This is a genomic window from uncultured Mediterranea sp. (genome assembly GCF_902493215.1).
Taxonomy (GTDB): Bacteria; Bacteroidota; Bacteroidia; order Bacteroidales; family Bacteroidaceae; genus Bacteroides.
Genome location: NZ_CABUOL010000017.1, coordinates 53986 through 74822, shown reverse-complemented (window position 1 = coordinate 74822; position 20837 = coordinate 53986). Strand labels below are relative to the sequence as shown.

Here is a 20837-nt window from a genome sequence, read left to right as displayed (position 1 = left end):
GTGAATGTTGTGACAGAAGAAAATCCGATAAAGAAGAAAAGAAGGTGGTTGAGGGTACTGCTTTGGGTGTTGCTTACACCTGTTGCCCTATTTACCTTGGCGATGATATTGCTGTATGTACCTCCCGTGCAGAATTTTTTGCGCCGACAGGCTACGGCTATAGCCTCTGAAGCTACGGGGATGGATATTTCTGTGGAACGTATCGATTTGCGTTTCCCTCTTAATTTGTTGGTACGTGGAGCTTTGGTGGTACAGCCGCCTGATTCTGCCGCTCGAGGTATGCTTCGTCCTGACACGTTGCTCAATTTGGGCAGTTTGAATGTGCGCATTCAGGCTTGGCCGTTATTGCATGGCAGGGTAGAGGTTGATCGGGTTACATTGAACGATGTGTCAGTCAACTCAGCCGGTTTGTTGGATGGCATGCGGGTGGAAGGACGTTTGGGGCGTTTCTTTCTGAAAAGCCATGGAGTGGACTTGTTGAAGGAGGAAGTGATTCTTAATGATGTTGAATTGGAAGACTCCCGTGTGAAGGTTCTGCTCTCCGATACGACTGCATCGGCAGATGAAGATACGGTTGCAACTTCAGTTAAATGGAGATTGACGTTACAAAACATGAAGCTGAAGAATTTTTCAGCCGACTTGGCTCTTCCTTTGGATACAACCACCTTGTCTGCTTATATTGGTGAAATGGGGCTTACCGATGCTGAGGCCGATTTGGGTGTACAGCGCTATGGATGGCAACGTTTTCAGTTGGCTGGAGCATCAGTTCGGTATGATGTTGGCTCAGGGGAGCCTGCCGAAGGATTCGACGCTTCACACATAGCCCTTCGGGATATTCAGATAGGTATTGATTCCGTTCTTTATTATGGGCGCAATGTGAATGGAGTGATCCGGAAATTCTCTTGCAACGAACGGTCGGGACTTAGTTTGTCGTCGCTTACGGGACGTGTGTTTGCAGATTCGACCTTGATACAGATTCCGCGTTTACATTTGCTTACAGGACATAGCGAAGTTGAATTGTCTGCTCAAACCTATTGGGAATTGATTGATATACCAACAACTGGGCATTTTTCGGCTCGTCTGGAAGCTCGTTTGGGCAAGCAGGATGTCTTGCTTTTTGCGGGTGGATTGCCGGAAGATTTTAAACAGACTTATCCTTCCTATCCTTTGGTGGTACGTGCCGGTACAGAGGGAAATCTGAAGCAAATGCAGATTTCCCGTTTCCAGGTTGATTTGCCGGGAGCTTTTTCCATGCAAGGAGGCGGTGAGTTGTGGAATGTAACAGACAGTCTTACCCGTTCTGTCCAGATGGATTTCGATATGCAGACGCTAAATTTAGGCTTTCTGACCACATTGGTGGGAGAGGCTGGAAAAGGGACATTGGCTATTCCGGACAGTATGCATTTGGTAGCAAAAGCCGGTTTGGAGGGAAACCGCCTGTCTGCCGATATGAGTTTGCTGGAAGGGCGTGGAAAGCTCGCTTTGAATGCTTCTTATGATTTGGCTACTGAAGCCTATGGGGCTGATTTGTCGATTGATTCTCTTCAGCTTCATCATTTCTTGCCTCAGGACAGTCTTTATGAACTGACGCTGCATGCGGCAGCAAAGGGGCGGGGAATAGACTTTACCTCCAGACGGACGGTTGCCGATGCATCGCTTCGATTGGATGCCCTTCAATACGGTAAATGGCATCTTTCCGGGGTGAATCTGAAAGCTGGAGTGAAGTCTGCATTGGCTTCAGTAAACGTGTCGAGTGACAATGCATTACTGAAGATGCAAGCTGTTGCCAATATGAGGCTTGACCGTAAGTATTTGGACGGATCAGCGAACCTGAATGTGGATAGAGTCGGTTTGTATGAACTGGGATTGGTACCGGAACGCTTGGTACGTCCACTGGCTTTCCGTTTGGAAGGCGAAGTGCGTAGTGACACGGCTAGGATGGAACTTTCGGCCGGTGATTTGAATCTCTGGTTACGGGCACAGGGTACAGTCGATAAACTTATGCAACAGGGAAATCAGTTTGCAGAATTATTGATGAAACAGGTGGAAGACCGTAAGTTGGACCATGTTGCGTTACGTCGGGCTTTGCCTACAGCCGGTATGTTTATAAAAGCAGGGAAGGATAATCCGGTAAACGATTTGTTGGCGCAGTATCATATGGGTTTCAATGAACTGAAACTCAGTTTTGGTTTTACTCCCGAAAGAGGAATAAACGGGCGTTCTTCCATTCATGGTCTGCACACAGATTCGTTGCTGTTGGATACCATCTTTTTTGCCGTACATCAGGATACCACACGGATAAAGCTTCAAAGTGGTGTCATCAATAACGACCGTAATCCTCAGATTGTGTTCCGCAGTACTTTGACTGGTGAAATCAGAAGTGAAGATGCCGAGCTGACTTTGGATTTTGAGGATGAACGGGGAGAAAAAGGTATTTTGTTTGGTATCAACGCCCGCCCTTTGAGCGAAGGGAATGGAAAGGGGAACGGGGTATTGCTGAATTTGACTCCTGCACAGCCTATCATTGCCTACCGGAAATTCTCGTTTGCCGATCAGGCTAACTGGATTTATTTGCATAAGAATATGCGTGTTTATGCCAATGTCGATATGGATAGCGATGACGGTATCTGTTTCCGCATGCAGTCCGACCGGCAGGATACGGTTTCTTTGCAGAATATCAATGTGGAGTTGAGCCGTTTCCGCTTGAGCGAGTTGAGTAAGGTGATGCCTTATCTGCCAAAACTTACCGGGCTTTTTTCTGCTGAGGCTACCTATATTCAAACGGAAAACTCTCTTCAGGTGTCTGCTGAGGCCAATGTTCAGAAGTTGACCTATGAGAAGCAGCCGGTCGGTGATGTCGGGCTGGGAGTCACCTGGTTGCCGGGGGAGGCAAATACACATTATCTGAGTACTTACCTTTTGTATAACAATCAGGATGTATTGAGTGCGGATGGTACGTTGGTACAGCAGGGGGAAAAGAGTTTGATGGATATCAGTACCAGTATTACTCATCTGCCGTTGGCCATAGCCAATGCTTTTGTTCCCGACCAGATGGCTACCCTTAGCGGCAGGGCTGATGGTGAGTTGCAGATCAGCGGAAGTATGGACCAGCCCGCATTGGACGGTAGTCTGTCATTGGATAGTGCCAATGTGTATGTGAAGATGTTGGGAGCACGTTATTGGATGGACAACCGCCCGATTCGTTTGGATAACAATCGTTTGTTGTTTGATAAGTTTGCTATCTATACGACTAGTAATAATCCTTTTGCTATCAATGGTTATGTCGACTTCCGTAACATGGAACGGCCGACGGCCAATCTCACTCTGCAAGCGCGGAACTACACTTTGCTCAATGCCAAGCGTACGCGTGAAAGCATGGTTTACGGTAAGGTGCTGGTAGACTTGATGGGAACTGTCAGTGGTCCACTCGATGGCTTGAAGATGCGTGGCAACATGAATCTGTTAGGTTCGACTGATGTGACATATGTCTTGACCGATTCTCCGCTGGCTGTAGAGGACCGTTTGGACGGTTTGGTTTCTTTTGTCTCCTTCCGTGATACGACTTCGGTAGCTCCCGCTGTATCACCCAATGTCCCGTTGGGCGGGTTGGATATGTTAATGTCTGTCCATATCGACGATGCAGTGCGTTTGCGGGCCGATTTGAGTCCTGACCGTTCGCAATATATTGAGCTTGAAGGTGGCGGTGACCTGTCCTGGCAATATACTCCACAGGGAGATATGAGTCTGACGGGACGTTATACATTCAGCGGTGGTGTCATGAAATTCTCTCTGCCTGTCATTCCGTTGAAGGAATTCCAGATTGTAAACGGAAGTTATGTGGATTGGCGGGGCGATGTAATGGCTCCGACGCTGAATCTGAAGGCACAGGAACGTATGCGTGCCTCCGTGGCCGACGGTGACGACGGAAGTGGCTCACGTATGGTGAACTTCGATGTGTCAATAGCCTTGAAAGGACGGCTCGAAAGCCCGGAACTGGTATTCGATCTTGCTGCGCCTGAGGATGCCACTGTTGAAAATCAGTTGCAAAGTATGGGTGCCGAGGAACGCAGCAAGCAGGCTATTACCATGATGGCTACTGGTATTTATCTGAACGATAGCGGAAAAGGTGGAGGACTGACGATGGGCAGTGCCCTGAACAGCGTGTTGCAAAGCCAGATCAATGCTTTGGCCGGTGGAGTGAAGGGAGCCAGCTTCAGTGTAGGTATCGAAGACCGCACTTCTGCCGAGACGGGTGACAAACAGACCGATTACAGTTTCCGCTATTCGCAACGCCTTTTTAACGACCGTGTGCAGATTATCATCGGTGGCAAGGTGTCGACGGGTGCCAATGCGACCAACGATGTGGAGTCGTTTATCGATAACATATCTTTGGAGTACAGACTCGACGCTTCGGGAACGCGCTATATTCGTGCGTTCCACAATAAAAATTATGAGAGCGTGCTCGACGGTGAGATAACCGAAACGGGTGTGGGCCTTGTACTGCGCCGCAAGATGGATCGTTTGGGCGAACTCTTCATTTTCAGAAGGAAAAAACGGCCGGTGCCCCAAAGTGATGAACCGAGTGATGCGGCGCCTCGTCCTGCGTCTGAATCCGATAAAAGTTTGTGATTTTGATTTATGAAAAAGATAACGATATATATGGTCTTCGTGCTGCTTCTGGCTGGTTGTTCCACGACAAAGAACCTGCCGGAAGGCGAAGTGCTCTATACCGGCCAGAAGTCGATGATTATACATAACCCTACTCCTACGCCAGTTGGTGAAACGGCGCTCGAAGAAGTGGAGGCCGCATTGGCTACGGCCCCCAACAATTCCCTGTTGGGTAGTTCCACTGTGCGTATTCCTTTCCCTTTTGGATTGTGGGTATACAACGGTTTTGTGAAATATGAAAAGGGACTGGGCAAGTGGATTTTCAACCGCTTTGCCACCAAGCCTGTACTCATGTCCTCAGTCAATCCCGATATCCGTATCAAGGCAGCTTCCAACCTGCTGCGCGATTATGGCTATTTCAATGGGACGGTCGGCTATGAAACTTTTGTCAATCCCAAAGATTCACTCAAGGCCAAGATTCAGTATACGGTGGATATGCGTAATCCCTACGTAATCGATACTGTAACCTATCAGGGTTTCAGTCCCCGTACGCAGCACATCATGGAGCTGGGTCGCCGGCGTTCACTCATCAGTCCGGGAGAGCAGTTTAACGTACTTGATCTGGACGGAGAACGGAGCCGCATCAGTACGCTGCTGCGCAATGTGGGTTGCTATTATTTCCGTCCCGACTATCTGACTTTTCAGGCCGATACGACGCTGGTGCCGGGTGGCCACGTCAGTATGCGCATGATTCCGGTTCCGGGTATGCCTCCTGTGGCTGAGAAACCTTTCTATTTGGGAAGGAAAACCATTGAGATATTGGGAAAGAATGGTGAGGCACCCAATGACAGTGTGGATTATAACGGTTTGCGCATCTATTATCACGACAAGTTGAAGGTACGTCCCAATATGCTCTACCGATGGACCAACTATAAGGGATTCCGCCTGAAACGGCAGGTACAGGATAGCGCCGGCATCAGCCGGCAGCGGTCTGCTGAAAATCTGTACAGCCTTTACAAGCAGACGCGTGTTCAGGAACGTCTGGGAAATGTCGGTATTTTCCGCCAGCTGGAGATGCAGTTCATTCCACGTGATTCGGCTTTCGTATCCGATACGCTTGACCTGAATATCCGCATGGCGCTTGACAAGCCCTATGATGCCGAATTGGATTTCAATGTCAAGATGAAGAGTAACAACCAGGTGGGCCCCGGTGCCGCCTTTACGCTGACCAAGAACAACGTGTTCGGCGGTGGAGAAAGCTGGAACGTGAAGCTCACCGGCTCCTACGAATGGCAGACGGGTGGCGACCATTCTTCGCTGATGAACAGCTATGAGTATGGTATTTCTACGTCGCTTGTCTTTCCCCGCGTCGTCTTTCCCCGTATGGGCGACCGCGAATATGAGTTCCCGGCTACAACCACCTTCCGTGTTTAGCCGACCAGATGAACCGTGCCAAGTACTACAAGCTGCTGGCTTTCGGCGGGAACGCGACTTACGATTTCCAGCCGAAGCCTACCAGCAAGCACAGCTTTACGCCGTTCCGACTGACGTTCAACGTGCTGCGCGACCCGACACAAGCCTTTCTTGACCTGCAGGAAGAAAATCCTGCCCTTTACATCAGTCTGCGCAACCAGTTCATTCCTGCTATGGAGTACACTTATACTTATGACGATGCATCGATACGCAAGAACCGGAAAAGTACACACTGGTGGCAGACGACGGTCACTTCGGCGGGCAATCTGACTTCCTGCCTCTATCAGGTGTTGGGCCGTCCTTTCGGCGAGCAGGAGAAGGAACTGTTGGGCGTGCCGTTTGCGCAATTCTCCAAGCTCAACACCGAGTTCCGCTACAACTACCGCATCGACCGTAACCAGTCGCTGGCGGCGCGTGTGGCAGCTGGCTGTGTCTGGTCCTATGGCAATATGCTCTCCGCTCCCTATACCGAGCAGTTTTATATAGGCGGTGCCAACAGCGTCCGTGCCTTCGCCGCGCGCAGCATCGGCCCCGGCGGTTATGCTCCTGCCAATGACGAGACCGACAAGTACGGCTTCATCAACCACGTGGGCGACATCCGTTTCGAGGCCAATGTGGAATACCGCTTCCGTATCATCAGCGACCTGCACGGGGCCGTCTTTCTCGATGCGGGTAACGTCTGGCTGCTTCGGGCCGATGCGGGACGTCCCGACGGCGAGTTCTCGCTGAAGAAGTTCCCCGAACAGATTGCTCTGGGTACGGGCCTCGGGTTGCGCTACGATTTGGACTTCCTCGTCTTCCGTCTGGATTGCGGTGTGGCGCTCCACGACCCTTCCGCCGTCGGGCAGTCGGGATATTACAATATTGCTAAATTCAAGGACGGACTGGCGCTGCATTTTGCCATCGGCTATCCGTTTTAGTGGAAATTTACGGGCGGTGGATAAAGAATGTCTTGTTTTTTTGCCTTATCCTGCGGTTTATTTCTTACTTTTGTTCCGTGAAACAGAAAACACTAACCTTTAAATAACAACAGATATGAAACCTACTCTTTTCTTACTGGCAGCCGGTATGGGCAGCCGTTACGGAGGCTTGAAACAATTGGACGGACTGGGTCCCAACGGTGAAACCATCATGGACTACTCCATCTACGACGCCATCAAGGCCGGATTTGGCAAACTCGTCTTCGTTATCCGCAAGGACTTCGAACAGGACTTCCGCGAGAAAATCCTCTCCAAGTATGAGGGGCACATCCCTTGCGAACTCGTATTCCAGTCGCTCGACGCCCTGCCCGAAGGCTTCACCTGCCCCGAAGGCCGTACGAAACCCTGGGGAACGAACCACGCCGTCATGATGGGCGAGAATGCTATCAAGGAACCGTTTGCCGTCATCAACTGCGACGACTTCTATGGCAGCGACTCCTTCCAGGTGATGGGCAAGTTCCTGGCTAATCTGCCCGAAGGCTCGAAGAACGTTTATTCGATGGTAGGCTTCCGCGTAGGTAACACGCTGAGCGAGAGCGGTACCGTCAGCCGCGGCATCTGCACCACCAACGAGAAGCACCTGCTGACTTCTGTCGTAGAGCGCACCAAGATACAGCGCATGGACGGCGAAGTGAAGTATATCGACGACAACGGCGAGTGGACTGCCACGCCCGACACGACTCCCGTCAGCATGAACTTCTGGGGCTTCACTCCCGACTACTTCGCTTACAGCAAGGAATTCTTCAAAACCTTCCTGGCCGACCCGAAGAACATGGAGAACCTGAAGAGCGAATTCTTCATCCCGCTGATGGTGGACAAGCTCATCAACGACGGCACGGCTACGGTCGAGGTGCTCGACACCACCAGCAAGTGGTTCGGCGTGACCTATCCCGAAGATCGTCCCGACACCGTTGCCAAGATCAAGGCACTGGTAGACGCCGGCGAATATCCCAACAAGCTGTTCTAAGCGGACAAGGTATCTGTACCTTATATATAGCAAGCCGCCACGGTTGCATGCCAGCAGCCGTGGCTTTTTTTGTGCTGTCACGTTGCATGCTGACACAATATTTTATGGCTCCCTGACACAGTGCTTCGTTAGGGTGTCATGCAGTGCTTCGTTAGGGTGTCATGCAGTGCTTCATTAGCATGCCATGCAGTGCTTTGTTAGAGTGTCATGTAGTACTTTGTCAGATGGGCATATCATAGAATGGCCAACAAAAGTAGGAAGTGTACATTGGACTGATAGATTGTATATTCCTTATCACTAGGATTTGAATAACCTGTTGCTAGGATATGCATGTCGTATTACAGCAGTTGTTTGGGTTATTTTATTTGACTGTTTTTATAGCCGCAGCGTCGCGTCGCACTCCGCCGCGAGCGCCGGATGGTGGGTGACGAAGAGCAACGTCCGTCCCGCGGCGTGGCGGCGGAGGCGGGCGATGAGCGTGCGCTCCGTCTCGGGGTCGAGGGCCGAGGTGGCCTCGTCCAGCAGCAGGATGCGGCCGGGGCGCAGCAGGGCGCGGGCAATGGCGATGCGCTGTGCCTGCCCCTCGCTCAGGCCGCCGCCCTGTTCGGAGAGCGGTGTGTCGAGACCCTGCGGCAGGGCGCGGACGAAGTCGAGGGCCACGGCGGTGTGCAGCGCCTCGTCCAGCTCGCGGGTCGTGGCGTCGGGGTTGCCCATCAGGAGGTTGTCGCGCACGGTGCCGCTGAACAGCGTGTTGCCTTGCGGCACGTAGACGAAGTTGCCGCGCGTGCGGGCCGAGACGGGGCAGGCCGTTGCGCCGTCGGCGAGGGTGATGCTACCCTCCTGCGGCTCGGCCAGGGCCAGGAGCAGGCGCACGAGGGTAGTCTTGCCACGGCCCGTCTCACCCATGATGGCGGTGCACGTGCCGGGCTCGAAGCGGTGGCTGAAGCCGCTGAACACGGGCGCGTCGCCCTCGGAGTAGGCGAAGCGCAGGTTCTCCACGGCCAGTACGGGCGTGCGGTCGAAGCGGATGGCGTCGCCCCCGTCTTCGGCGGGCAGGCGCTCCAGCTCGAGCAGGCGGTCGGCGGCGGTCAGGGCGTTGACCACGGAGGGCACGAGGCGCGAGAGGTCGAACGCCGGACGCTGGATGCGGGCCACGAGCTGCAGGAAGGCGGTGAGCGTGCCCACGGTGATGCTGTCCGTGCTCAGGCGCAGGGCGCCCCAGATGAAGGCAGTGACGTAGCCTCCGGCAAAGGCGGCGGAGACGGCCATACGGGCAGCCAGCGAGAAGCGCGTGCGGCTCAATACCTGCGAGCGCAGGTCGTCCTGCAGCGTGCCGAGGCTGCGGATGCGTCCCTCGTCCTGCTCCAGCGTCTTGACGACGGTGCGGTGTTGCAGGCTCTCCTGGATGACGGACTGGATGAGGCTGTCGCTGCGGCGGACGGCGTGGGTGAGCCGCTTCATGCGGCGCAGGTAGAAGCGCGCGCCCGGCAGGAAGAGCGGCAGGATGCCCACCACGAGCCACGGCAGCACGGGGTCGAGGACGTAGAAGAAGGCGAAGGCGGCCACGAGCTGCACGGCGGTCACTACGGCGGTGGGCAGCGAGGCGGTAATCAGGGTGACGATGGCCGTGGTGTCCTGCTCCACGCGGTTGACGACGTCACCCGTGTGCAGTTGCTCCAGCGCGTTCCAGCGGCTGCGCAGCAGTCGGCCGAAGAGGCGGTGGCGCAGGGCGTTGGCGGCCTCCACCTCCATGCGTGCGGCTATCCACGTCTCGGCGGCGCCGCAGAGCAGTTGCAGGACGAGCAGGCCGACGGTCACGGCGGCCGTCACCGTCAGGCTTCCGGCGCGGGCACCGGTGGCGATGTCTATCAGCTGCTTCGACGTGTAGACGAAGCCTAAGGCAAAGGCGGTGCCCAGGATGCCGGTGAGGCAGCTCAGCAGGATGCGTCCGCGCTGTCCGCGCGACAGGTCCCAGAGGTAGGCCAGGCGGCGGTTCGTTTTCATGGGCGCAGGCGTTTTTTCAGCAGGTTCAGCTGGGTGGCCAGCGTCCCCTTGATGAGGGTCACGGGGTAGAAGCAGGCTTCCACGGGGGCGTATCCGTAGAGGCGGGCCACACGGCGCATGGCGCGGCAGAAGGTGTGCCACTTGCCCCGCCAGTAGCCCTTGGGGCGCGGCGTGATGCGGCGGTCGTACTGCCCGAAGTTGCCCGTGGCGAAGATTTCGTCCACCAGGTCTTCGCCCAGGCGTCGGCAGCCGGCGGTGTCGAAGGGCAGGCATTCGGGCGGCAGGCCCAGGCGGCTGACGCAGACGTAGCCGAAAGCGCGTGCGGCGCGGAGCAGTCCCAGCCGGCGCAGGTTGCGGACGAGGCGGTCGGCGTCGATGTCATCGCGGCGCGTGCGCAGCAGGCAGCACCAGTCGCACAGCTGGCGCAGGCCGATGCCACTGTTCAGGAAGTGCTCGAAGGCGTGGAGGAAGATGTAGAGGGCGTTGAACGTGGGCGGCGGCGTGGGCATGCCGATGCGCCGCTCGGCCCCCTGCGGATACCATTCGCGGACGAGGCGGCGGAAGCGCCGGTTGGCCAGGGGATTGTTCGTGCGGTTGACGAGGCGGTGGTTCTCGATGTGCACGCCGTCCAGCTCATAGCTGGCATGCTTGTCGGACTCCTCGCCCGTCTCCTGCGCTCCGGCCTCGAGCAGGAGGCGGTTGGCGCGGGGCTGCCCGTCCTTGCCCAGATAGACGTCGATGTCGCCGCACTGGCGGTGGCGGGGCTGGCGGTAGCAGGCGGCCATGCCCTGCCCCTTGAGCAGGACGGGATGCAGGCCGACGTCGGTGTAGAGGCGGTCGAGGCGGACAATCATGCGGTCGAGGCGGTCGTTGGTCTGCTCAATCTGGAGCGTCTGCGCCGCCCATTGCAGGTAGAGCGGACGGGGCGGGCGCAGGTCGGCGGGCAGGGTGTTCAGCCCGTCGAACACGACGGCCAGCAGCGACTGCGTATGCGCCAGCCGGTGGAGCTCCTGCCACTGGGCGGGAGTCAGTCCGCGGAAGAGGGCCGCGTCGGCGGGCGTGCCCCACAGTCCGGCGCGGACGAGCGAGAAGAAGGCTTGCTGCATCATGGCGCGGTCAGCTGAGGATGCCACAGCGTTGCAGCGACTGGATGAAGGCTTCGGCGTCGCGGTGAGCCTGTTCGGGGGCCACGTCGTAGCGATCGGTCAGGGCCGCGGTCAGGGCGTCGGCGTCGAAGTCGATGTCGCGGAAACGCTGCCACAGATAGGCGGCCGTGCGGTTAAGGTTGATGATGCGGCTGAAGTCCACGTTGGTGGAGCCGTCGTGCATGACGATGTATTCCTCGCCAATCTGATGAAGCATGAATTCCGGTTTGATTTTCATATTCAATTATCCATTATCAATTATTCATTATCCATTCTTAATATTCTCCTAAATATCGCCAGCAACCACCGCCTGACAGGTGTGAGCCTCCGCCACCAGCGGGAGTAGCGGAGCCAGACGGCACCGTTCGTGGGATACGTCCGCCCCTTACGGATGACGGCGGTCAGCAGGCCGATGACGCGGCTGGTGTCTGTCCGCTCCGTCTGGTGCAGATTGCCGTCGCCCAGTAGCGTCAGTTCGTTGCCTTGGCGGCGCACGATGCGGTGGAGCACGTAGCGGCGGTCGTCCGTCAGGGCCAGCACCACGGCGCCGGGTTGCAGCTGGGCGTCGGTACAAGGGCTCAGCACCACGCGGTCGCGGCGGTCCACGATGAACGGGGTCATGCTGTTGCCCCGCGCCGTCAGCGTTACCGTGCGCCCCTGGCGGATGAGCTCGGCTACCTCGGGAATGAGCAGGTCGTTGGGCAGGCTCTTCTTCATGACGGCTGTCCTCCTCCGGCTTGGGTTACGGTCTGCATGCTGAGGCGTGCGGCGGCCTCGTCGGGCAGGCATCGCAGGTGGCAGACGGGGATGCGGGTGGCGATGCGCGTCACGGTGTCGATGATACCTTTATAGATGGCCGCGTCCTGCTTGAGGCACGAGCATGAGGGCAGCAGGGCGGCAAAGGCGTGCGTGGCCGTCAGGCGGCTGATGGCGTTGGCAGGCGCCTGCTCCAGGCGGACAAAGGCACCGACGGGTACCGACTCGTTCAGGTAGCAGGGCGTCTTGCCGCTCCAGGGCGTGCCATAGACGGTGGCTTCGCCCGTCTTGGGGTCGAAGGCCACCACGGGGTTGTCGTCGTTCAACAGGCGGCTTCCCTCGATATATTTCAGCCAAAGGTGGGTGTGCGTGCTCTTGCCCGTGCCGCTCTTGCCCAGGAAAAGGTAGCCATGGCCTTCGTAGCGGATGACGGAGGCGTGCACCATCAGCGTCCCCCGCTCGGCGGTGGCGAAAGTGTAGATCATCATCAGGAAGTTGTTCACCACAAACGGCGCTATCGGGCGCAAGGCCTCGGGCAGGCTGATGACGTTGCGGCGGAAACGGTCGGTGCAGTCGGTATAAGCCTCGACGGCGAGATTGTCCAGCGGGGCGATGCCGATGCGGTAGTTCCCGTCTGCCCGGCGGCGAAGGCTGCAGCGGACGTTCTCCCATTCGAAGGAGACGGGTTGCGGAAAGGTGTCTTCGACGTCGGTGACAGCAGCAACTTCACTCGGGCAGATGTCCACCTCGATGACTTCCGCGGCTTCCTCTCCCTCCTCCACGGGAAGGGCGAACGGAGCGAACGAAGGCAGCAGAGCGGAAGTCTCCAGTGGTTTGACGCAGCCGATGCGGAGAACGTGCGGCCCGACGCGGTAGTAGTTGTTTGTCTGGTTCATTTACTTGATGTTTAACGCTTCAAAGATAGAAAGAATTGTTGATAAATGATATTTGACACCCGATAAATGTCCATTGTTCATTGTTAATCACTACCTTTGCAGGCTCAAACGAAAAAAGACATTGACCCTATGATATCTGTAGAAGGACTGAAAGTGGAATTCAACGCCACGCCCCTGTTCGAAGACGTGTCCTACGTCATCAACAAGAAAGACCGTATCGCCCTCGTGGGCAAGAACGGAGCAGGCAAATCGACCATGCTGAAGATACTGGCCGGATTGCAGCACCCCACGGCGGGTACGGTATCCATCCCCCGCGAATGTACCATCGGCTACCTGCCGCAGGTGATGGTGCTGAGCGACGAGCGGACGGTGATGCAAGAAGCCGAGCTGGCCTTCGAACACATCTTCGAGATGCAAGCCGACATCGAGCGCATGAACCAGGAGCTGGCCGACCGTACCGACTACGAAAGCGAGGACTATCAGAAGCTCATCGACCGCTTCACGCACGAGAACGACCGTTTCTTGATGATGGGTGGTACCAACTATCAGGCCGAGATAGAGCGTACGCTCCAGGGTCTGGGCTTCAGCCGCGCGGATTTCGATCGTCCCACGAGCGAATTCTCGGGTGGATGGCGCATGCGCATCGAGCTGGCCAAGCTTCTGCTCCGTCGCCCTGACGTATTGCTGCTGGACGAGCCTACCAACCACCTGGACATCGAATCCATCCAGTGGCTGGAGAACTTCCTCGCCACAAGGGCCAATGCCGTGGTGCTGGTCAGTCACGACCGCGCCTTCCTGAACAACGTCACGACTCGTACCATCGAAATATCCTGCGGACGCATCTACGACTACAAAGTGAAGTACGACGAGTTTGTCGTCCTGCGCAAGGAACGCCGCGAGCAGCAACTCCGCGCCTACGAGAACCAGCAGAAGCAAATTGAGGATACCGAAGCCTTCATTGAGCGTTTCCGCTACAAGGCTACCAAGGCCGTACAGGTGCAGAGCCGCATCAAGCAGCTGGAGAAAATCGAACGCATCGAGGTGGACGAGGAAGACAACTCCGCCCTGCGCCTGAAGTTTGTCTGCTCCAGTCGGAGCGGCAACTATCCCGTTATTTGTGAGGATGTGGCAAAAGCCTATGGCGACCACGTGGTTTTTCACGACGTCAACCTCACCATCAACCGTGGTGAGAAGGTGGCCTTCGTGGGCAAGAACGGTGAAGGTAAGTCTACGCTAGTGAAATGCATCATGGGTGAAATCTCCGACTATACAGGCAAGCTGACGCTGGGACATAACGTGCAGATAGGCTACTTCGCGCAGAACCAGGCCCAGTTGCTGGACGGCGAGCTGACGGTGTTCGACACCATCGACCGCGTGGCCGTGGGCGACATCCGTCTGAAAATACGCGACATCCTGGGTGCCTTCATGTTTGGCGGCGAGGCGTCGGACAAGAAGGTGAAGGTGCTCAGCGGTGGCGAGCGCACCCGCCTGGCCATGATCAAGCTCTTGCTCGAGCCGGTGAACTTCCTCATTCTCGACGAACCGACCAACCACCTGGATATGCGCTCCAAGGACGTGCTGAAGGAAGCCATCCGCGACTTCGACGGCACGGTGATTATCGTGAGCCACGACCGTGATTTTCTCGACGGGCTTGCGACTAAGGTCTATGAGTTCGGCGGCGGAGTGGTGAAGGAACACTTGGGAGGCATCTACGACTTCCTGAAGAATAAACAGATCGAGAACCTAAACGAATTGCAGAAAGCGCCCTCCCTGTCTGAGTCGCCCACAGGGGGAAAGAAGCAGTCGCCGGCGGAAACGCCTCAAACCTCGTCGGGCCGCCTGTCCTACGAAGAACAGAAGGAACTGAACAAGCGCCTGAAAAAGCTGGAGCGACGCGTTGCCGATTGCGAGGCCGAAATCGAACAGACGGAAGCCGCCATTGCCATCCTCGAGGAAAAAATGGCCACTCCCGAAGGCGCTTCGGACATGTCGCTCTATGAGCAGCACCAGAAGCTGAAACAACAGCTCGACCGCGTGATGGAAGAATGGGACGCCGCTTCGACCGAACTGGAGGAAGCCAAGAAATAAGCAAGAAAATGTAAACCTTTAAACAATTGTGATTATGAATTTGAAGTATTATTTCCCCGTTGCAGCCCTCTGCCTGGCATTGGCATCCTGCAACACTGGCAAGCAGCAGACGGCTCTGACCGCCGGCATCGACCTTGCCAACCTGGACACAACCAACCTGCCGGGTACGGACTTCTACCGCTATGCCTGCGGTGGTTGGATCAAAAACAATCCGCTGACCGACGAGTATTCTCAGTATGGCTCGTTCACCGTTTTGGCCGAAAACAACCGCAAGCAGATTCAGGGCCTTATCGAAGAACTGGCCGCTACGCAACACGAGGCAGGCTCTGTCGCACAGAAGGTGGGCGACATGTATAAGATTGCGATGGACAGCGTCAAGCTGAACCAGGAAGGCGTAGCTCCCATCAAGGCCGAACTCGACCAGATTGCCGCTCTGAAGGACAAGAAAGAGCTTTACCCGTTGCTGGCCGAAATGTACAAGAAAGGTATCGCCGCCTATCTCGCCATCTATGTAGGTGCCGACGAGATGAACAGCAACATGAACGCCGTGCAGATGGCCCAATACGGCCTGAGCATGGGCGACCGCGACTATTATCTGCTTGACGATGAGGCTACCGTGAAGATTCGCGAGGCCTTCAAGGAGCATGTAAAGAAAATGTATCAGCTGGCCGGCTTCGACGCCGCTACCGCCGAGCAGGGTATGAAGGCCGTGATGGACGTGGAAACTCGTCTGGCCAAGGCCTTCCGTTCGCGTGTAGAGCTGCGCGATCCGCATGCCAACTACAACAAGATGGCGATGGACGACATCAAGAAGCAATACGCCACTTTCGACTGGGATGCCTATCTGAAAGGACTCGATCTGAACAATGTGAACGAAATTATCATCGGCCAGCCCGCTTCGCTCGAGGCATCGGTCAAGATTATCGACACCCTGCCCCTCGACCAGCAGAAACTCTATCTGCAATGGAAGCTGATTGACGCCGCCGCCAGCTATCTGAACGACGCCATGAAGGAGCAGAACTTCGACTTCTATAGCCGTACGATGTCGGGTGCACAAGAGATGCAGCCCCGCTGGAAGACGGCCGTAAGTGTGGTTAGCTCCATGCTGGGCGAAGCTGTAGGTCAGATGTATGTGGAGAAATACTTCCCTGCCGCCGCCAAAGAACGTATGGTGGGCCTTGTGAAGAACTTGCAGACGGCCTTGGGCGAACGTATCCAGGCCCTCGAATGGATGGGCGACTCTACCAAGGTGAAGGCTTTGGAGAAGCTCTCTACCTTCCACGTAAAGATTGGCTATCCTGACAAATGGAAAGATTATAGCGCACTGGAAATCAAGGATGATTCTTATTGGGCAAACATCGAACGTGCCAACCTGTGGGGACATGCCGAAATGGTGACCAAGGCCGGCAAGCCTGTTGACAAGGACGAGTGGCTGATGACTCCCCAGACGGTGAACGCCTACTACAACCCGACAACCAACGAAATCTGCTTCCCTGCCGCCATCCTGCAACCGCCTTTCTTCGATATGAACGCGGACGATGCCTTCAACTACGGAGCCATCGGTGTGGTAATCGGTCACGAAATGACGCACGGATTCGACGACCAGGGCCGCCAGTACGACAAGGACGGTAACCTGAAAGACTGGTGGACGGAAGAAGACGCCAAGAAGTTCGAAGAACGCGCCAACGTGATGGTAGCTTTCTTTGACAGCATCGAGGTGGCTCCTGGTGTGCATGCCAACGGTAAGATGACGCTGGGCGAGAACATCGCCGACCATGGCGGCTTGCAAGTTGCCTTCCAGGCCTTCAAGAACGCTACGGCTGGTGCTCCGCTCGAAGTGAAAGACGGCTTTACGCCCGAACAGCGTTTCTTCCTGGCTTATGCAGGCGTATGGGCCAACAACATCCGTCCTGAAGCTGTACTTCAGCTGACGAAGATTGACGTACACTCGCTGGGCGAATGGCGTGTGAACGGCGCTCTGCCCCACATCGCCGCCTGGTATGACGCCTTCGGCATCACTGACAAGGATCCGATGTTCATCCCCGCCGCCGAACGCGTGTCCATCTGGTAAAATCTCTTTCATCGCCGAGGCGCATGGCGTGTCGGCAGGAAAACTTTTGAAAATGCCCGACTTTCTCGTTGTGGAAGGTCGGGCATTTCTTGTCGAACAGAAAAGCATCGTTTTCCGAGGTGGAAAACATTGCTTTTCGAGGAAGAAAACACTGCTTTCTCCACAAGGGGCGGCTGGGGCGGATAAAGACGTAAACCTCTCATTCTTTTAATTATGGTGAATTTCTTGCCAAGGTGTATATGGGTAAACCAACAAAATTTGTAACTTTGCGGGGTTATTATATACATATACGCTTAAAAACCATATAGTCATGACGGAAGCAAAGAGAATCAAAACAGCATTGGTATCCGTTTACCATAAAGACGGTTTGGACGAAATCATCACCAAACTGCACGAAGAAGGTGTGGAATTCCTCTCGACAGGCGGCACACGCCAGTTCATCGAAGGACTGGGTTATCCCTGCCGTGCGGTGGAAGAACTGACCACCTATCCGTCCATCCTGGGCGGCCGCGTGAAGACGCTCCACCCGAAAGTGTTCGGAGGCATTCTGTGCCGCCGCGACATGGAGCAGGACCGGCAACAGATTGAAAAATATGAAATCCCCGAAATAGACCTCGTCATCGTAGACCTCTATCCGTTTGAGGCAACCGTAGCCAGCGGAGCACCCGAAGCCGACATTATCGAGAAAATCGACATAGGTGGCATCTCGCTCATCCGTGCCGCTGCCAAGAACTACAAGGACGTGGTCATCGTAGCTTCGCAGGCACAGTACCAGCCCCTGCGCGACATCCTGATGGAGCATGGTGCCATGACTTCGATTGAAGAGCGCCGCTGGTTTGCCAAGGAAGCTTTCGCCGTTTCGTCACACTACGACTCGGCCATCTTCAACTACTTCGACGGTGGCGAAGGAAGCGCTTTCCGCTACTCGGCCAACAACCAGAAGACCCTGCGTTATGGTGAGAACCCCCATCAGAAAGGATATTTCTACGGCAATCTGGACGAGATGTTCGACCAGATCCACGGCAAGGAAATCTCCTACAACAACCTGCTGGACATCAATGCGGCCGTTGACCTCATCAACGAATTCGGAAACGACACGACGTTCGCCATCCTGAAGCACAACAACGCCTGTGGTTTGGCTACCCGTCCGACGGTGCTCGAGGCTTGGAAGGACGCCCTGGCAGGCGACCCCGTATCAGCTTTCGGAGGCGTGCTCATCACGAACGCCGTCATCGACAAGGCTGCTGCCGAGGAAATCACGAAAATCTTCTTCGAAGTCATCATCGCTCCCGACTATGACGTGGACGCCCTCGAAATTCTGGGTCAGAAGAAAAACCGCATCATCCTGGCCCGCAAGCAGGGTGCACTGCCCACGAAGCAGTTCCGTTCGTTGCTGAACGGCGTATTGGTACAGGACCGCGACCTCAAGGTTGAGACTCCCGAAGGCTTGAAAGTAGTGACCGTCAAGGCTCCTACCGCACAGGAAATCGACGATATGCTCTTCGCCAACAAGATTGTGAAGAACTCCAAATCGAACGCCATCGTCTTGGCCAAAGGACACCAGCTGCTGGCCAGCGGCGTAGGTCAGACAAGCCGTGTGGATGCGCTGAAGCAGGCCATCGAGAAGGCCAAGAGCTTCGGTTTCGACCTGCACGGAGCCGTAATGGCCAGCGACGCCTTCTTCCCCTTCCCCGATTGCGTGGAGATTGCGGGCAACGAAGGCATCACTGCCGTCATCCAGCCGGGCGGAAGCATCAAGGACCAGCTGAGCTTTGACTACTGCAACGAGCATGGCATCGCCATGGTAACGACAGGTTTTCGTCACTTCAAGCACTAAAAAAAAGTGGTAAGCGGTTAACGGTGAGCGGTTAGCATCCTTTTTCGGATAACTGCTTGCCGCTTGCCGTTAACCACTAACCACTAACCATTAATCACTATAAAAAATGGGATTATTCTCTTTTACCCAAGAAATAGCCATGGACCTGGGCACGGCCAACACCATCATTACCTCCAACGGTAAGATTGTGGTGGACGAACCTTCGGTTGTGGCCCTCGACCGCCGTACGGACAAGATGATTGCCGTGGGCGAGAAAGCCAAGCTCATGCACGAGAAGACGCATGAGAACATCCGCACCATCCGCCCCCTGCGCGACGGCGTTATCGCCGACTTCTACGCCTGCGAGCAGATGATACGCGGACTTATCAAGATGGTGAATACCCGTCACCGTCTCTTTTCGCCTTCGCTCCGCATGGTCATCGGTGTGCCTTCGGGCAGTACCGAAGTGGAGCTCCGTGCCGTGCGCGACTCGGCCGAGCATGCCGGCGGACGTGACGTTTACCTCATCTTCGAACCCATGGCTGCCGCTATCGGTATCGGCATCGACGTGGAAGCGCCCGAAGGCAACATGATTGTGGATATAGGTGGCGGTTCGACCGAAATCGCCGTTATCTCGTTGGGAGGTATTGTATCAAACAACTCCATCCGTATTGCGGGCGACGACCTCACGGCCGATATTCAGGAGTACATGAGCCGCCAGCACAACGTGAAGGTCAGTGAACGTATGGCCGAGCGCATCAAGATACATGTGGGAGCCGCCCTCACCGACTTGGGTGACGATGCCCCTGAAGACTATATCGTACATGGCCCGAACCGTATCACGGCTCTGCCTATGGAAGTGCCCGTATGCTATCAGGAAGTGGCGCACTGCCTTGAGAAATCCATCTCGAAGATTGAGACGGCTATCCTCAGTGCGCTTGAAAATACACCGCCCGAGCTGTATGCCGATATCGTACACAACGGTATCTATCTGGCTGGTGGAGGCGCTTTGCTTCGCGGACTCGACAAGCGTCTGACGGACAAGATCAACATTCCTTTCCACATTGCCGAAGATCCTCTGCACGCCGTTGCCAAGGGCACAGGCATTGCGTTGAAGAATGTAGACCGTTTCTCGTTCCTGATGCGTTAATCATTAACCGCTAACCGCTTAATCATCGTGCGCGACCTCCTTAACTTTCTGTTGAAGTATAGCCATTGGTTTCTCTTCCTGCTGCTCGAGGCTTTCTGCCTGGTGCTTGTCGGGCGGACTGCGCGCTATCAGCAGAGTATTTTCTTTTCGTCAGCCAATTATGTGGCGGGGATGGTCTACGATGCAGCAGGTGTCGTCACGTCTTATTTCCATCTGAAGGATGCCAACGAAGATTTGCTTGACCGCAACATCTGGCTGGAGCAGCGGGTAGCCTTTCTTGAGAAGGCGCTTGCCGAGGAAACAGGAGACACACTGACGTCCAAGGTGGGGGGCAAACCTCTGCCGGGCGGTTATTGGACTTTCAAGGCGCATGTGATAAAGAACAGCCTGAATCTGGCGGACAACTACATAACCCTCGACAAGGGGAGTGCAGCAGGTGTCCGTCCCGATATGGGTGTGGTAGGGGCTGCCGGCGTGGTAGGTATTGTATATCGGACATCGCCCCGTTATTCGTTGGTCATCCCTTTGCTCAACAGTAAGTCCAGTGTCAGCTGCAAGATTCAGGGGAGCGATTATTTCGGTTATCTGAAGTGGGAGGGGGATGATCCTTGTTATGCTTATCTGAAAGACCTGCCTCGTCATGCTGAATTCAGTTTGGGCGATACGGTGGTTACCAGCGGGTTCTCGTCTGTCTTTCCTCAGGGATTGATGGTGGGTACGGTGGATGATATGGCCGATTCAAACGACGGCCTTTCTTATCTGCTCAAGGTGAAGCTGGCCACTGATTTTGGCAAGTTGGGGTCGGTCCGCATTCTGGCACGTAGCGGACAAGATGAACAGAAAGCATTGGAACAGATGGATGAGAGATGATTGTTGGTTGAAC

12 protein-coding genes and 1 pseudogene are annotated in these 20837 nt (G+C 55.4%); 8 read left to right on the top strand and 5 right to left on the bottom strand.

Going from position 1 to position 20837, the window contains the following annotated elements; genetic code table 11:
* Nucleotides 1-102: 102 nt before the first annotated feature.
* The 3 genes and pseudogenes from RDO88_RS10560 to RDO88_RS10550 all read left to right on the top strand — a co-directional run bounded on the left by RDO88_RS10560 (nt 103) and on the right by RDO88_RS10550 (nt 8028).
* Nucleotides 103-4629: a translocation/assembly module TamB domain-containing protein gene (locus RDO88_RS10560; protein WP_307759339.1), complete on the top strand. Its 4527-nt coding sequence runs from the start codon at nt 103-105 to the stop codon at nt 4627-4629.
* Between the two features lie 9 nt (nt 4630-4638).
* Nucleotides 4639-7001 (top strand): annotated as a pseudogene (locus tag RDO88_RS10555) (BamA/TamA family outer membrane protein).
* Between the two features lie 115 nt (nt 7002-7116).
* Entirely contained in the window at nt 7117-8028 is a 912-nt protein-coding gene (locus RDO88_RS10550; protein ID WP_204972704.1) for a nucleotidyltransferase, read from the top strand.
* 375 nt (nt 8029-8403) lie between these two features.
* Here the strand turns inward: RDO88_RS10550 and RDO88_RS10545 are convergent, their stop codons facing one another.
* Genes RDO88_RS10545 through RDO88_RS10525 form a run of 5 tightly spaced genes read right to left on the bottom strand, consistent with a single transcriptional unit; the run spans nt 8404 to nt 12829 of the window.
* The gene (locus tag RDO88_RS10545; RefSeq protein ID WP_307759332.1) at nt 8404-10032 is read right to left on the bottom strand and encodes an ABC transporter transmembrane domain-containing protein; all 1629 of its coding nucleotides are present in this window, start codon (nt 10030-10032) and stop codon (nt 8404-8406) included.
* Complete coding sequence (locus RDO88_RS10540; RefSeq protein ID WP_307759338.1) at nt 10029-11138, bottom strand: nucleotidyltransferase family protein; 1110 nt, start codon at nt 11136-11138, stop codon at nt 10029-10031. Before RDO88_RS10540 ends, RDO88_RS10545 begins: the two co-directional genes overlap by 4 nt.
* Before the next feature lie 10 nt (nt 11139-11148).
* The gene (locus tag RDO88_RS10535; RefSeq protein WP_307759331.1) at nt 11149-11415 is read right to left on the bottom strand and encodes a PqqD family peptide modification chaperone; all 267 of its coding nucleotides are present in this window, start codon (nt 11413-11415) and stop codon (nt 11149-11151) included.
* A gap of 20 nt (nt 11416-11435) precedes the next feature.
* Nucleotides 11436-11894 (bottom strand): S24 family peptidase, encoded by a 459-nt coding sequence (locus RDO88_RS10530; RefSeq protein ID WP_307759330.1) that lies wholly within the window; start codon nt 11892-11894, stop codon nt 11436-11438.
* A complete protein-coding gene (locus RDO88_RS10525) occupies nt 11891-12829 on the bottom strand; it encodes a hypothetical protein (protein WP_307759329.1) in 939 nt (312 codons plus the stop codon). Before RDO88_RS10525 ends, RDO88_RS10530 begins: the two co-directional genes overlap by 4 nt.
* Before the next feature lie 129 nt (nt 12830-12958).
* Here RDO88_RS10525 and RDO88_RS10520 point away from each other — a divergent pair, with 129 nt between their 5' ends.
* The 5 genes from RDO88_RS10520 to mreC all read left to right on the top strand — a co-directional run bounded on the left by RDO88_RS10520 (nt 12959) and on the right by mreC (nt 20824).
* The gene (locus RDO88_RS10520; RefSeq protein WP_307759328.1) at nt 12959-14917 is read left to right on the top strand and encodes an ATP-binding cassette domain-containing protein; all 1959 of its coding nucleotides are present in this window, start codon (nt 12959-12961) and stop codon (nt 14915-14917) included.
* A gap of 34 nt (nt 14918-14951) precedes the next feature.
* On the top strand, nt 14952-16988 hold the full coding sequence (locus RDO88_RS10515) for a M13-type metalloendopeptidase (protein WP_307759327.1): 2037 nt from the start codon (nt 14952-14954) through the stop codon (nt 16986-16988).
* Between the two features lie 310 nt (nt 16989-17298).
* Complete coding sequence (gene purH / locus RDO88_RS10510; protein WP_307759326.1) at nt 17299-18825, top strand: bifunctional phosphoribosylaminoimidazolecarboxamide formyltransferase/IMP cyclohydrolase; 1527 nt, start codon at nt 17299-17301, stop codon at nt 18823-18825.
* 106 nt (nt 18826-18931) lie between these two features.
* Nucleotides 18932-19954: a rod shape-determining protein gene (locus RDO88_RS10505; RefSeq protein WP_021848740.1), complete on the top strand. Its 1023-nt coding sequence runs from the start codon at nt 18932-18934 to the stop codon at nt 19952-19954.
* A gap of 27 nt (nt 19955-19981) precedes the next feature.
* On the top strand, nt 19982-20824 hold the full coding sequence (mreC, locus tag RDO88_RS10500; protein ID WP_307759325.1) for a rod shape-determining protein MreC: 843 nt from the start codon (nt 19982-19984) through the stop codon (nt 20822-20824).
* Nucleotides 20825-20837: the final 13 nt, after the last annotated feature.